General features: G+C 70.8%; 11 protein-coding genes. 3 read left to right on the plus strand and 8 right to left on the minus strand.

Translation table 11 applies throughout. The annotated features are described in order from the left end of the window. Both AC16DP_RS06460 and AC16DP_RS06465 read left to right on the plus strand, forming a co-directional pair. Window positions 1–469, plus strand: a 469-nt coding sequence (locus tag AC16DP_RS06460) for a hypothetical protein (protein ID WP_483956649.1), incomplete at its 5' end; no start/stop codon positions are given. Between the two features lie 2 nt (window positions 470–471). Next, window positions 472–933 carry an immunity 26/phosphotriesterase HocA family protein gene (locus AC16DP_RS06465; RefSeq protein ID WP_329730785.1) on the plus strand — a complete coding sequence of 154 codons (462 nt, stop codon included), beginning with the start codon at window positions 472–474 and terminating at the stop codon, window positions 931–933. Window positions 934–1,265: 332 nt separating this feature from the next. On the opposite strand, the gene AC16DP_RS06470 is transcribed toward AC16DP_RS06465, so the two are convergent. Next, window positions 1,266–1,691 (minus strand): hypothetical protein, encoded by a 426-nt coding sequence (locus AC16DP_RS06470; RefSeq protein ID WP_329730786.1) that lies wholly within the window; start codon window positions 1,689–1,691, stop codon window positions 1,266–1,268. Between the two features lie 236 nt (window positions 1,692–1,927). On the opposite strand from AC16DP_RS06470, the gene AC16DP_RS06475 reads away from it, so the two are divergent. Further along, the gene (locus AC16DP_RS06475) at window positions 1,928–2,602 is read left to right on the plus strand and encodes a hypothetical protein (RefSeq protein WP_329730787.1); all 675 of its coding nucleotides are present in this window, start codon (window positions 1,928–1,930) and stop codon (window positions 2,600–2,602) included. A 297-nt stretch (window positions 2,603–2,899) separates the two neighbouring features. On the opposite strand, the gene AC16DP_RS06480 is transcribed toward AC16DP_RS06475, so the two are convergent. From AC16DP_RS06480 to AC16DP_RS06510, 7 genes are all read right to left on the minus strand, one after another. Beyond that, window positions 2,900–4,126, minus strand: coding sequence for a cytochrome P450 (locus AC16DP_RS06480; protein ID WP_329730788.1), 1,227 nt, complete (start codon window positions 4,124–4,126; stop codon window positions 2,900–2,902). 38 nt (window positions 4,127–4,164) lie between these two features. Then, window positions 4,165–5,919: a peptidoglycan-binding protein gene (locus tag AC16DP_RS06485; protein ID WP_329730789.1), complete on the minus strand. Its 1,755-nt coding sequence runs from the start codon at window positions 5,917–5,919 to the stop codon at window positions 4,165–4,167. A gap of 129 nt (window positions 5,920–6,048) precedes the next feature. Next, window positions 6,049–9,228 carry a sensor histidine kinase gene (locus AC16DP_RS06490; RefSeq protein WP_329730790.1) on the minus strand — a complete coding sequence of 1,060 codons (3,180 nt, stop codon included), beginning with the start codon at window positions 9,226–9,228 and terminating at the stop codon, window positions 6,049–6,051. After that, window positions 9,225–9,389, minus strand: a complete 165-nt coding sequence (locus AC16DP_RS06495) for a hypothetical protein (RefSeq protein WP_329730791.1) — start codon at window positions 9,387–9,389, stop codon at window positions 9,225–9,227. Before AC16DP_RS06495 ends, AC16DP_RS06490 begins: the two co-directional genes overlap by 4 nt. 71 nt (window positions 9,390–9,460) lie before the next feature. After that, on the minus strand, window positions 9,461–9,772 hold the full coding sequence (locus AC16DP_RS06500; RefSeq protein ID WP_329730792.1) for a response regulator: 312 nt from the start codon (window positions 9,770–9,772) through the stop codon (window positions 9,461–9,463). Window positions 9,773–9,881: 109 nt separating this feature from the next. Then, window positions 9,882–12,995, minus strand: coding sequence for an ATP-binding protein (locus tag AC16DP_RS06505; RefSeq protein ID WP_329730793.1), 3,114 nt, complete (start codon window positions 12,993–12,995; stop codon window positions 9,882–9,884). Between the two features lie 268 nt (window positions 12,996–13,263). Then, window positions 13,264–13,887, minus strand: a complete 624-nt coding sequence (locus AC16DP_RS06510; RefSeq protein WP_329730794.1) for a response regulator — start codon at window positions 13,885–13,887, stop codon at window positions 13,264–13,266. Window positions 13,888–13,977: the final 90 nt, after the last annotated feature.

A 13,977-nucleotide genomic window follows, 5' to 3' on the forward strand; every position in this document is an offset into this window, starting at 1 on the left:
GCCAGGCAAGAATGAAAAGACAAAGCTGGGCCGCATCTATGCGACCTACACGAGGCTCAACAGGAATACCCACCGCTACTACTCGGGGCGAACCAGCATGGTCGTCGATCTCACCAGACCCCTCGAAGAACAGGTGTTTCTGGCCGTTATTCTTCGATCACGGAATCATCACATCGACGAGAGCGACGAGCCGAAGGGGGCTGTGTTCACCCCGCCGACGGTTGATCAATTCGATGTCGGGGCTGCCATTGACTATGGCCGAAGATATGACGACGCCGCGTATTGGCGGATCTGCGGAAGAGAGCAGCAGTTGATTGACTCCCATGGAGGCGCCTGGTCCGACACCGGGAAGCCCTATCGGACCGAGAATGTCTTGCGCGGTGTGGCGAAAGACAATCCCCGGGGCAGGCGGTTTCACGCCGCGGCCACGGACGTCTGGGGTCAACTTCATCCTTACACGGGATACTAGAAATGGCGAAAGTGCGCTTGTATAGACCGGGATCGTTTCTGCGAATTCCACTCGCCGACGGTTCTTTCGGCTACGGGAGGGCGATTGCGCGAACGCATGATGCCTTCTACGAGTACAGGACTGAAAGCCCTGACGCGGACCTTGATCGGATCGCCTCCAAGCCCATCCTCTTCAAGGTGGCTGTCCGCCATTTGGAGCCGGGGTCGTGGGAGATCATTGGATGGAGAGAGATTGAGGCGTCGCTGGCTCAACCGATCGTCCAATTCAGGCAGGACGTGGGAAACTTCCGTCGCTGCAAGATCTTCGACACCGAGGGCAATTCGAGAGATGCCGAGCCCCAGGAGTGTGTCGGGCTCGAGCGAATGGCCGTCTGGGAGCAGTCCGATGTCGAGGAACGCCTGCTGGACACCTTCATGGGGCGGCCCAATTTCACGGTGGAGCACCTGAAAGTACGCCTGCAGTAGGCGGACTCCGAACCCTGGCGCCCCCGGCCACACCGGCCGGGATTGGACGCGCGGGGCTATTCTCGAGGGCCGGAGAAGTGAGGAGCACCAGCGTCGCTTCGCTCCGATGATCGGCTTGGCTCACGCGACGCCGAGGTCGGGTTGGTCGGCGCCTGCTGGTTGCCGCACGAGCTGAAGGCCCCGTGAACGGACCTGAAGGCACGGGCCGGAAGGGTCCAGCGGCAAGGACTCGAGCCAGGCGGAGGAAGCTCGCGTGCGCACGACACGGAGGAACGGGGACAGGAGGAGGTGGCAGCCCGTCCGGGAGCCCCCCCTCCGTCCTGGGGCAGGACCTACCTCCGGCAGTCGACGTACGTGGAGTTGGGCGTCCCCTGGCACTTCGACGGATTCGAGTAGGTACCGACCTGGGTCCAGCCCACGGGGCAGGCAGTCCCGCACGGCTGCACGTTGTCCCGGGGCGTGACGTCCTGACACGAGGTGGCGCGGCCCCCAGTGCCCAGACAGCCCTCGATATAGGTATGCCATACTGGATACCTGTTGGGGGCCGGGCAGCCTCCCGTCGTATTCGTGGAGGAGCTGGAGAGCCATCCACAACTCCAGACATCCGCCTGGGCCGTGACGATGCGCTCTTCCGGAGCCCTCTCCGGCGGCTCCACGCGGATGCGCTCTGGACTCCCCTCGTCGGTTCCGCACCCCAGGCTCAGGAGGAGCGAGGTCGCCAGCAGGGAGGCACCGAGAGACTTGGGTAGGGTCATCATGTTTTGTCCTTGGCGGTTCTTTTCATGCTCGACCGCGAGAACCAGAGGACCATCCAACCGTTACACCCTCATCACACCGCCTGGGCCGTGAAAGGCCCGTGGACGCCGGGCGAACTGATTCTCGTCTAAATTCACTTTTCCTGTTTTGTGACGTTTCCCGTGATGTTCTTGTGATGCGACCAGTGGATAACGGTTTCAACACCGGGCGATGGGGCCCGGCACACACTGGAGTTGACATGAACTTCCCGAAGCGCTCCTCATTGCTGACGTTGCCCCTGCTGTGCGGCCTCGCCGCTTGCGGAGGCGCCGAGACCGGCTCCGACCCTGGTGTGAGCGACATGGCCCACCCCGGGGTGATGGAGCCCGAGCCCCTCGCGAGGCTGCCCGAGCTGGGCGAGTCCGCAGAGGCTGACGGGAGCGTCTCCGCCATGGCCACCCCCGTGTGGCAGATCAAGCAGAACTGGGGGGGCTGCCTGCGTGCAACCGGCACCTACGCGTACTACACGACGTGCAACAGTGCCGATACCGCGCAGCTCTGGACCCGGTCCCAGCACCCGCAGAGCGTGGGCACCCAGGTCCCCGTGTACATCTACAAGAGCGCCGTCAACATCAATGGAGCGGGGGCGTTCCAGTACTGCCTCGAGACGCCGGAGATGAACAACATCGATGGCTACCTCCGCCTGAAGCCTTGCAGCCACACCTTCAACAACGGCTACCAGTTCTGGTACGAGTACTACTTCACCGTGTGGAACCCCGACATCAACATCTACGAGGGTTTCAGACTCTTCCGGAACAACTACAGCCACGACTTCATCTTCCAGAGGTCGAGCACCGACAGCTATGCCTGGGTCGCCTCGCCCGGGAGTGACAAGTTCAAGAGTCACTCCGTCACCTTCGTCGGCAGCATCTAGCGCCGTCGTAGCGGCAATCCCAACAATGCGAACAGGCAGGACCGGGCGCCCCTGTCCCGCCTGGTGACCACGGTGCGGCCCGTACTCCGGTTCCGGTACGGGCCGCGCCGTGAAACATGTCCCGGCAAGGGGTGGACTCGTGCCCGCGAGGGCCCCGGGAGGAGCCACCGCGGGCAGGGGCACTACGCCTGGGCTATTCCTTGACGAGCCGGGAGGACCAGCGCCCGTCCGTGTGCGCCGGTTGGGCGACATGGTGGCCGTGGCCCGAGGCCGGGAACCCGCCGTGGGTGGAGAGCGTCACCGGGGCGGGCCCCACCTCACGGGCAGGGACTCGAGGCCCCTGATGACGATGTTCTGGGCCCACCGCGGCGCCTCCTCTTCCAGCGCCAGGTGGGGGAAGCGCCGCAGCACGGTGGACAACGCCACCTGGGCCTCCAGCCGGGCCAGCACCGTGCCCACGCAGAAGTGCGCTCCATGGCCGAACGCCAGGTGCTGTCTGGGATTGCGCCGCACGTCCAACCGCTCGGGTGACTCGAACACCTCCTCATCCCGATTGGCCGCGCCAATCACCAGGAAGACCAGGTCTCCCTTGCGCACCCGCTGTCCCCCCACCTCCAGGTCCTCCAGTGCGATGCGGGACATGCGATGGACCGGGCTCTCGTAGCGCGACAACTCCTCCACCGCCATCGGCACCCGCTCGGGCTCCTGCCGCAGCAGCGCCCACTGCTCGGGGTGGCGCAGCAGCGCGTACAGCCCGTTGGAGAGCAGGGCGGTGGTGGTCTCGTGGCCGCCGAACAGCACCATCATGCAGGTGGACAGCAACTCCTGCTCACTGAGCAGCCGGCCCTGCTCCTCCGCCCGCGCCAGAGCGCTCAGGAGATCCTCCCCTGGCTGCTCGCGCCGCTGGACGAGGAGGCGCCGGAAGTAGTCCTCCATCTCCTGGATCGCCCGCAGCGCCTCCTCCAGCAGCTCGGGAGCGCGCGCCACGGCACCGAAGAAGCGGGACATGTTGTCCGACCAGGACTTGAGCTGCCCGAAATCCTCCCGGGGCAGGCCCATCATCTCGCCGATCACGATGACCGGGAGCGGCGCGGCCAGATGCCTCACCACCTCCATGCACCCGGTGCCCTCCACCTCATCCAGGAGCCTGTTCACCAGCTCCTGGATGCGCGGGCGCAGCGCCTCCACCAGCCGGGGGCTGAAGGCCTTGTTGATGAGCGAGCGCACCCGCGTGTGGCCGGGCGCATCCATGTGCAGGGCCCACGCGGCGACGTTGCGCGTCAATGGGAGCAGGCGCTCCTGCTGCTCCGGTGGCAGGTAGCGTGCGAACATGCCGGAGCGGTTGGAAGACAGGCGCGCGTCGCGGAACCCCGTCAGCACGTCGGCATGGCGCGTGAGGAGCCATCCCTTCCACACCTCGGAGAAGTAGACCGGCGCCTCCCGCCGCAGGCGCTCGTAACAGGGGTAGGGGTTCTGCTGCGTCTCGGGCCGCGAGAGGCCGTAGGGGTCGAAGAGCGAAGGCATGGGTCTGCTCGGGGTCTGGCAGGGCCGCTACGCCTGGGCTATTCCTTGACGAGCCGGGAGAACCAGCGCCCGTCCGTGTGCGCCGGCTGGGCGTCGAGGATGTCCCGGGTGGTCCACTTGAGCTGGCCGTCCGCCGGGTCGGCGTACTGCACGCGGTTGCCCTCCATCTGGGTGAGCACGACGTAGTGGCCGTAGCCCGAGGCCGAGAACTCGCCGTTGGTGGAGATCATCACCGGGTTGCCGGACTGGAGCGACTTCTCGATGGCGTCCCAGCTTCCCCCCGACCAGTCCTCGTTGGTGGCGCGGAAGCCCGTGCCCTGGAGGTGGCCGTTGAGCACGTCGGGCAGGTAGCCGGTGCCACCGCCGTTCTCGCGCCGCAGATCCTGGTCGTCGATGGGCCGCGCTCCGGTGCCCGCCTTCTGGTTGGCCGCGTTGGCGATCATCGCCACCGAGGCGAGGCCGCAGCTGGTGGCGTCCTGCTGGACGATGGGCCGCAGGAGGCCCGACACGCCGCTGGAGGCCGGAGTCCCCTTCGAGGGCTGCGTGACGGGAGTGCTGGGGGCGGGGGCGCGCGGCGCCGTCTCCAGCTTGCGCAGCGTCTCCGGCCCCGCGATGCCGTCGATGCTCAGCCCCTGCTGCTTCTGGAAGTCACGGACGGCCTGCTGCGTGCGCTCGCCGTAGACGCCGTCGGTGTCGAGGCGGGGCTGGGCCCCCGTCTGGTTGAGCTTCTCCTGGAGCTGCCGCACCGCGGCGCCCTCGGCCCCCCGCGTGAGCACGCCCGCGGCCTTGTCCAGCGCCCGCAGGGTGAGCGGGCCCGTCACGCCGTCCGGCGGGAGGTTGTGGCGGGCCTGGAAGTCGCGGACGGCCTGCTCCGTGTCCGGGCCGTACCTGCCATCCGTCTCCAGCCGCGCCCCGGCCTGGTTGAGCTTCTCCTGGAGGCCGCGCACCGCGGGGCCCTCGCTCCCCCTGGCCAGCAGCCCGGTGGAGACGGGGACGCCGCCGAGCACCGGGTTGGAGGGCACCACCGGCTTCGGATCGAACCCGCTTTGACCCGAGCTGCCCGGCGTGCCCGCGGGGGGGGAGGCGGTCCCCGCCCCCGCCGTGGGAGACACCCCACCGTGCAGCTTGAGGCAGTCGTGGATTTCCCCGACGCGGCGCGCCTGGTCGGAGCGGGTCTCCGCCCAGCTCCCGTTGAAGCTGCCACAGCTCCCGTCATCCTTCGCATGCGAGCGGATGCGGCAATCGGTCATCACCTGCAGGGGATCCTTCCCCTGGCCCAGCTCGCGCAGGGCCTGCGGCAGCTCGTTCCACAGGCTGTGTTTGCCCTGGAAGCAGGCGTCTCCCGTCTGGTTGACGGAGTCCATGAGGGTGGCCACGACGAAGCGGTAGTTGGGGTTGGCCGGCGACATGCCGAGCTGCTGCAGCTTGTTCTCGATGTCACCCATCCGGTTGCTGACGAGCTCCAGCGCGCGGCGCTCGCACTCGGCGACCGAGGTGCTCTCCGGCAGCCCGTGGCGCGCGGGGGCGTAGGAGAGCCGGCCCTTGTTCCACAGCCCATCCCCCGGGTCCACGTGGCCCTGTGCCGGGTAGCCGGTCGGACACCCTTCCGAGCGCCCCAGGAAGCGTTGGGAGCCATCCTTGTGGGTGTTGCCCTCGGCGCAGGCCAGGGACAACACGAGCCCCTTGTCCAGGCGAGGGTTGTCGAAGGCCGCGGCGTCCACCTGGAGGGCGGGGCCCGTGGACCTGGGGGCCAGGGAGGGACGGGTGGCGCCGAGCTGGGAAATGCTCGTCATGATGGAGGCTCTCCTCGCAACGAATGAGTGGGCAATGATTGCAAATGACGTGTGGAGTGCGTCATGACGGAGGTGCATCACACCACCGTCACACGCACCGTCACCGGGAGTGTCCCAGGGCCTTTTTCTTCAGGGACTCGCCGGGCGTGCCCGTGGCGCCGGGGCGGGCCGCGGGAGCCTCAGGGTGAAACACGTCCCCCGTCCCGGCTCGCTCTCCACCGAGAGGGTGCCCGCGTAGAGCGTCACCAGCTTGCGCACGACGCTCAGGCCCAGCCCCGTGCCCTCATCCGGCTTGGTGGTGAAGAAGGGCTCGAAGATGCGCTCGCGCACCTCGGACGGCATGCCCGCGCCCGTGTCCTCCACGCGCAGCACCCCCCACTCCGGCTCCTCCTCCAGCGTGATGCGAATCTCCCGCGCGCCGGGGCCGCTCTTCTCCACCAGCGCGTCGCGCGCGTTGAGGACGAGGTTCTTCAACAACGAGTACAGGTGGATGGGCTTGGCGGCCACCGTGCAGTCCGTGCTCCCCTCCAGGCGCAGCGTGATGGAGTGGGCCGCGAAGTCCTCGCGCGACTCCTCCAGCAGGGGCGTGAGCACCTCCAGCACCCGGGTCGGCTCCGGGCTGGGCCGCTCCCGCCCCAGGCGCGCATACTCCAGGATGAGCTGGGTGACGGAGAGGGCCCGGCCGAGCGCCTCGTCCGTGTCCTGCATCACCTGCTCCATCCGGGCCTCGTTCCCGTTGAGCTCCTTGAGAAGCGTGGCCACGCGGGGCCGTACCTCGGGCGGCAGGTGCTCGCGCACCCCCACGTACAGCTCCTTGAGCAGGGCGCCATTGCGCACGCACAGGCTGGGGCCGGGCTCGCCGCCCCCGCTGCGCACCGTCCCCAGCAGCATCTTCGCGCCCGTCAGCGCGTTGCGCATCTCGTGCGCGAAGCCCCCCGCCATCTGCTGCTCGGTGGCGTCCCGCTCCATCTGCACCAGCCGCGCCTGGGCCTGCTCCAGCTCGCGCGTGCGCTGGGTGACGAGCGCCTCCAGCCGCGCACGCTGGCTCCGGGCCGTGCGCTCCCGGGTGTGGATGGCCAGGGAGAACAGCCCCCCCAACCCCAGCAGGCACCCGGCGTAGAACCACCCGGTGCGCCACCAGGGGCGCAGCACCACGAAGGAGAAGCTCGCGATGGGGCCCCACGCCCCGGGCGCGTGGCGGGCGCGGGCCTGGAACTCGTAGGTGCCGGGCGCCAGCGCGGTGTAGCGCGCCTGGAGCCCCTCGAGCACCCGCCACTCCGGCTCGAGCCCCACCAGCCGCACCTGGTGCTGCACCTGCCCCTCGTTGAGGAAGGTGTGCGCCCGCACCTCCACTTCCAGCGTGTTGCGCGGGTAGGGGACCTCGTGCGGCCCGGGCTCCAGCGCCCACCCGCCCGCACGCACGGAGGCCACCACGGCCTCCGGCGGCCGGGGGGGCCCGGTGTAACGCGGCGCCAGGAACTGCCCCAACCCGGTGCTCGTGCCCACCCACACCTCGCCGTGCGGGTCCAGCCAGAAGGCACGCGCGCTGCAGTCGTCCCCGGGCAGGCCATCGGCCACGCTGAAGTGGACTCCCCCCTCCGGACCGAGCACGTCCACCCCCTTGCCCGTTCCCACCCACAGCCGCCCCGCGGCGTCCTCACCGAGCTGGTAGATGCGATCACTCGCCAGCCCCCGCGTGGTGTCCAGGTGGGTGAAGCCGCCCGGGGTGCCGCCGTCGTAGCGGAAGCAGCTCATCCCCGCGACGCGGAAGTAGCTGACGCACATCTCCCCGCTGCGCCGCTCCAGCAGATAGCTCGCCGAGTCGCGGCGCAGCCCATCCGCCACCGTGAAGCGCCGCGGGCCGTTGCCCTCCACCACGACGAGCCCCGCATGGCCCGCGAGCCACACCCGCCCGCGCCTGTCCACCTCCACGTCCAGGACGACCTCGTTGGGCGGCCCGCCAGGCAGAACGACGGGAACGAAGCGCCACCCGGTGCCGCGCCGCTCGCCCCGGAGCACGCCCGCGGTCGTCGCCACCCACAGCCGCCCCTCCCCATCCCGCACCACCTCGAGGGTGACCGCCGCGCTCAGTCCATGCTCCGGGCCGAAGCGCTCGAGCCCGCCCGTGCGCGGCTCATAGCGGAAGAGCTCGGCCCAGCCACCGCTCAGCCACAGGGCGCCGCCGCCAGGCTCCTGGTAGATGCCGCGCACGGCCCGCGGCGGCAGCTCCGCCACCGGCACCCAGCCCTCGGCCGTGGCCCTCGCCAGCCCCTGGCTCGTGCCGGCCCACAACCGGCCACCCTCCTCCCGGTGGATGGCCCAGACCTCGGCGGAGGGCAGCCCCTGCGCGACGGAGTGCGTGCGCCACAGGCCCCCACCCGCCAGGCGGAAGAGCCCGAGCCCTCCCACCCAGAGCGAGCCCTCGCGATCCTCGAAGGCCACCGCCACCCGCTGCGTCGGCGGGCCCGTGACGCCGTGCGGCCGCCCGTCCTCGCCCACCTCCACCAACCCCTTGTCCGAGCCCAGCCACAGCCTGCCGTGGCGATCTCTCACGGCCCTCCACAGCGAGCGGTTCGCCTCCAGCCCGGGGACCGGCTCGAACGCACGGGCGCCCGCCGGCAACCGCCACATGCTGTAGTTGCCCCAGATCCACACCCGGCCCGCGCCGTCGCGCGCCACCTGGCGGAGTCCCTCGCGAGGAACCCCTTGCGCCTCGCCCCAGGTGCGCCAGCGGCCGTCCGGCTCCCGGTGGTGGAGCGCGCCCGCCGTCACCGCATACAGTCCCCCGCCCGGCTCGCTCCAGAGCGCCAGGGGCACCCCGCCGGGCCACCCGGGCACCCGGGCGAAGCGCCCTTCCTCCTCCCAGAAGAGCCCCTGCTGGGTGGCCACCCAGGCGCGCCCGGTCTCATCCACCCGCACATCCTCCCAGGCGCCGGGCAGGCCCTGGGCGGCGCCATACGGGCTCCACTGGCCCGCGTGCCACCGGGCCCCTCCCTCCAGGGTCGCGCACCACATGTCGCCGTGGGCGCCGGCCACCAGCCGGGAGATGTACGCCGAGGGCAGCCCCTGGTGCTCCGCGCGCCGCAAGCGGTGGCCGTCGTACAGGTAGATGCCGTCATCGGTGCCGACCCAGAGGACGCCGCGCGAGTCCTGGGCGATGTCGCGCACGTTCCACTGGCCGAAGCCCACCTCCGCCCCGTACCGCACGAAGGGCAGCGCGCCGGGCGGCGTCTGGGCCCGGACGGGGAACACGGCCCCCACCGCGATCAGGAGAGCCGGGAGCAGCAGCCTCGCCCGCCAGTGGCTCATCGGCTCGCGGGGCGGCCCTTCTTCCGCGCGGGCGGCTCCTGCTCTGGCGCGGACGCCGGACTCCGCCGCAGCTTGAGCTGCTGCTCCAGCCGGGAGACCAGCTTCTTGTTGTCCAACGTCATCTTGTAGAGCCGCACGGCGATGTCCACGGACTCCAGCAACCGGCCGGTGGAGCCATCCTTGGTGATGTAGCCGAAGGGCCGGTGCTCATTGATGATGTCGTAGGGGTCCTTCAGGTCCTGGTAGGCCGAGTAGAAATGGGGACGTCCGGATGGCTCTTGCGAATCTCATTGCAGGCCCAGAAGCCGTCGTAGCCCTTCATCTTCACGTCGAGGATGACGGCGCACACCTCCTCGGTGACGGCGGCCACCCCGTCCCGGGCGGAGGCGCAGAGGACGACGCGGTAGCGGGGGGACAGCACGGCCTGGAGGGACTTGCGGATGGTGGCATCGTCGTCGACCACCACGAGGAGGGGGAGCTGCTCGGCATCGGGGCCGGAGGGAACATCCTCCGCGAGGAGCTCATCGAGCTCGTTGAAGGACATCGGCTCTTTCCTGGGCGAAGCGGGGTGGGACCGGCGCGGGAGGCCGAGGAGAGGTGGAGCGCGATGATGACCGGGGCCCGGGCCGGAATTCAAGCCAGGGAGCACCCGCTCAGGGCGGGGTGCCCAGCACGTCGGCGACGAGGGCGGACAGCTCGGGAGTGGGCCGCGCGGGGGGAAGCTGGCCGCCGGGCGCCTCGCCGGGGGTGAGCAGGCGCGCCACCTGCTCCCGGGTGGAGCGCTCCGCGGCCGGGTGCGTGGAGATGAGCCGCAGGGCCCGCTGCGTCCGGGGAGCGAGGGCCGCCGGGGCCAGGAGCTCGGCCAGGCCCACCAGCGCTTCGAGCACCTGCGGAGTGGCGCCCACCTCCATGCCCATCTCGAGCGCGGCGTGGAAGTGGCCGCGGGCCCGCTCGGGCTCGCCCGCCGCCGAGGCGATACGGCCCAGACAGATGAGCGACTCGGTGATGCCCTGGCGGGCGTTGAGCTTGCGGTAGAGCGCCAGGCCCTCCTCACACAGGCGCCGGGCCTCCGCGCCCTCCTCGCGCTGGCACGCCACGCGCCCGAGCCCGAGGAGGGCACGGGCCTGGAGCTCCGGGTGCTCCAGCTCACGGCCGAGACGAAGCTGCCGCTCGCAGCAGCGCCACGCGCCGTCGAGGTCACCCCGCAGGCAGAGCACGCGGGCCAGGCTGCCGAGCAGCTCCGCAGTGCGCTGGGGCTCCTCCAATGCTTCCAGCAGCCGCAGCCCGTCGTGGTAGGCGCGGTGGGCTCCCTCCAGGTCTCCCTCCTGCGCGAGCAGGTGCCCCAGGCGGCCGAGGCCCGTGGCCACCTGGCGCTCGTCCCCCAGGGCCCGCGAGGCGTCCAGGCTCTTCTCCAGGAGCCGCCGGGCCGCCCCGGCGTCTCCTTGGCTCATGGCCACGGCGGCCAACTCGCCGAGCGAGTGCGCCACCCCGCGCCGGTCCTCCAGTGTCTTGCTGAGGGCCAGGCAGCCGCGGAAGCACCAGAGGGCCGCGCAGTGGTCCCCTTGCAGCAGGGCGAGCCTCCCGGCGGCCTCCAGGGTGAAGCGCAGCTCCCCTGGGACGTCGAGCGGGCTCAACACCCCCTGGCTCTCCGCGAGCAGCCCCGCCGCCTCGCGCTGCGTCTCCCCCTCGAGGCACAGGCGTCCCAGCCGTGCCAGCAACCGGCCCAGCAGCAAGCGGGGCTCCCTCGCGTCCGGAGCGCTGGCGCTGGACACCTGGCGGACCCGGGAGAGGGCCCGCCGGAGCGCCTCCGAGACCTCCGCGCGGTGGCCCCGCAGCTCATGGACGAGGCAGAAACCGTCGAGCGCCTGCTGGAGCACCGCGAGCCGCCCATGCTCCACGGCATGGGCCCAGGCGGCGCGGACGTTGTCCCACTCCGGCTCCAGCGCCGCGAGCGCGGTCCGCGCCTCCGGCCCCTCGAGCGCTGGCCGGTACGCCTCCAGGCGCGCGGCGTACCAGGCGGCATGGAGCTCCCGGGTCCGCACGTCCTCCTCGGGCAGCGCGTGGAGTTGCTCGGCGGCGTACTGGCGGATGAGCTCGTGCAGCACGTGCCGCCCCGCCGCGGTGCGCCGCACGAGGAACTTGCGCATCAGCGAAGCGAGCAGCTCCAGCGAGGCGCCCGCCACCTCCTGGGCGGCCCCCCGGGTGAAGCTCCCCCGGAAGACACTCAGCCGGCGCAGGGCGCCCTGCTCCGCGGCGGACAGCAGCCTCCAGGAGTACGCGAAGGTGGCGCGCATGCCGCGCTGCCGCTCCGGGGCGTCGCGGGGCCCGGCGAGGAAGTCGAGATCCTCCTCGATGCGCGAGGCGATCTCCTCGAGCGGCATGAGCCGCACCCAGGCGGCCGCCAGCTCGATGCCCAGGGGCATGCCGCCCAGCCGCTGGCAGAGCCGCGTGACACACGCCGCGCCGTCGGGTGTCAGGGAGAAGGACGCATCCGTCTGGGTGGCGGCCCGGACGAAGAGCTCCACGGCCTCGGAGCCGCCGGCGGGCAGTCCCTCCAGGGCCAGCTCCCACTCGCCGCGCAGATCCAACCGCTCGCGCGAGGTGACGAGCAGCCGGAGCCCGGGCGCGTGTGCCAGGAGGCGGGCCACCAGGGGGGTGGCGCCGAGCAGGTGCTCGAAGTTGTCCAGGACGAGCAGCAGGGGCCGGGAGCGCAGGTGCTCGAGGAGCCGGGCCTCCAGCGCCTCGGGCGTGTCGGAGGGAGCGGCGGGGAGCGCGAGCGCGTCCGCGATGGCGGAGGCGAGCAGTCCGGGCTCATCCACCCCGGCCAGGGAGACCAGATGGGCGCCACCGCCATGGAGCGTGGAGTAGGCCCGGGCGGCCTCGAGGGCCAGACTCGTCTTGCCCACGCCGCCGGGCCCCACCAGGGTCAGCAGTCGGCAGCCGTCCGCCGCGAGCCGCTGGGAGATGAGCGCCAGCTCGCTGACACGCCCGATGAGGGCCGTGGTGGGCGCGGGGAGCTCCGCGGGCAGGCGCGGGGAGGGGAGGCCCTCGGCGGAGCGCGGGGCCTGGGGGGGCAGGGGGCATGCCCTGATGGACTCCTGAAGCCGCCGCGTCTCCTCCTCGGGCATCACCGCGAGCTGCTCGGAGAGGATGCGCACGCAGCTCGCATACTGCTCGAGGGCCTTCGTGCGCTGGCCGCTCTGGGCATACAGGCGCATCAGGTGGCGGTGGGCCGGCTCATGGGTGGGCTCGAGGGCCACCAGCCGCTGCGCGCAGGCGAGGGCCTGGGTGGGCTGTCCCTGCTCGAGGTGGAGATGAACGAGCTGCTCCAGCAGCGCCGTCATCCGGTTGCGCAGCCGCTCGGCCTGGAGGATGCGCCACTCGTCGAATACCTCGGTGTCACGCAGGGAGAAGCCCTCGAGGAAATCTCCCCGGTAGAGCGAGGCCGCCTCGGTGAGGAGGGGCAGCACGGTGGCGTGCGCCTCCCGCTGGGAGGACCTGGAGCGCGCCTCCTCGACGAGCTGCTCGAAGCGGGAGACATCCACCCAGAGGTGGGCGCCGGGGCGCAGCCGCACCTCCTTGCGATCCGCCTCCAACCAGTCCTTGCCCAGAAGCTGGCTTCCCTCCCAGAGGGTGCTGCGCAGCACGGCCAGGCCCTTCTGCTCCTCGAGGTCCGGCCAGAGCAGCGTGGCCAGCTCGGCGCGGCCGTACGGCCGGTTCGAGAGCGCCATATAGGCCAGGAGCGCGAGGAGCTTTCGCCGCGCCACCTCCCGCGGCGCACCCTCGCTCGAGAGGGCGGGACGACCGAAGAGGTGGAGGCAGAGGCGGCTCATACGCTGGGGGGCTGATGCCCGAGCATATTGGAAGTTGCGTCACCGCTCACTCGCCGGGGCGGGGTGGCCTCCCGCCGGAGCCAGCGCCGCCTCGAACACCTTCACCACCGCGGGCGCGGCATGGGCGGCGGTGGCCAGGAGGGGTCCTCCGGGTGAGGAGGGCCATCTGCGTGGCTGCTCGCCCGCCAGTCCCAGGGGCCCCTCAGGCCTTCTTGGCCGGCGGCAGGATGGTGTCCACCAGCGTCATCAGCTGGGCGCAGCTCACCGGCTTGCGCACGAAGGCGTTGATGCCCGCCTTCTGGCCCTTGTTGCGCACCTCGGCGGCGTTGGCGTCTCCCGTCATCATCAGGATGGGAATCTTGGAGACCTTGGCGTCCTTGCTGGCCCGCACCGTCGCCGCGAAGTCCGCGCCGTTCATCCCGTCCATGTGGAAGTCGGTGAGGATGAGGTCCACCGGCTGCGTCTCCAGCACCTTCAAGCCCGCCTCGGCCGACTCGGCCTCGATGTACTCGAAGGAGCGCGCCATCAGGTAGATCTTCAGCAGCGTCCGGATGGAGCGGCTGTCATCCACCAGCAGCACGCGCTGGGGCTGCACCGCGGGATCCGGGCGGGCGAAGGCGCGCGTCTCGCTGGAGGCCGCGGCCGCGAAGGCCTTGGCCGTCTCGGCGTTGAGCACGCCGAATGGACGCGACGGCTCGCTGAGGGGCGCCGGTGTCAGCGCCGGCCCGGTGGGGGCAGCAACTGGCCGCGGCGGCTCGTTGGCGGCCGACGTCGGACGTGGCGACGAGGTCGCCGCTGCTTCGGGCACAACAGTTGCCGGCTTCATTGGAGAGTCTCCCTGCACTGTCCCCCCTCCACATCCCTGTCCGGGAATTCCTACTGTATGTTGTCCGACGGACAACGCGAAGTCAAAGTG

This window comes from Archangium sp., from assembly GCF_057119385.1.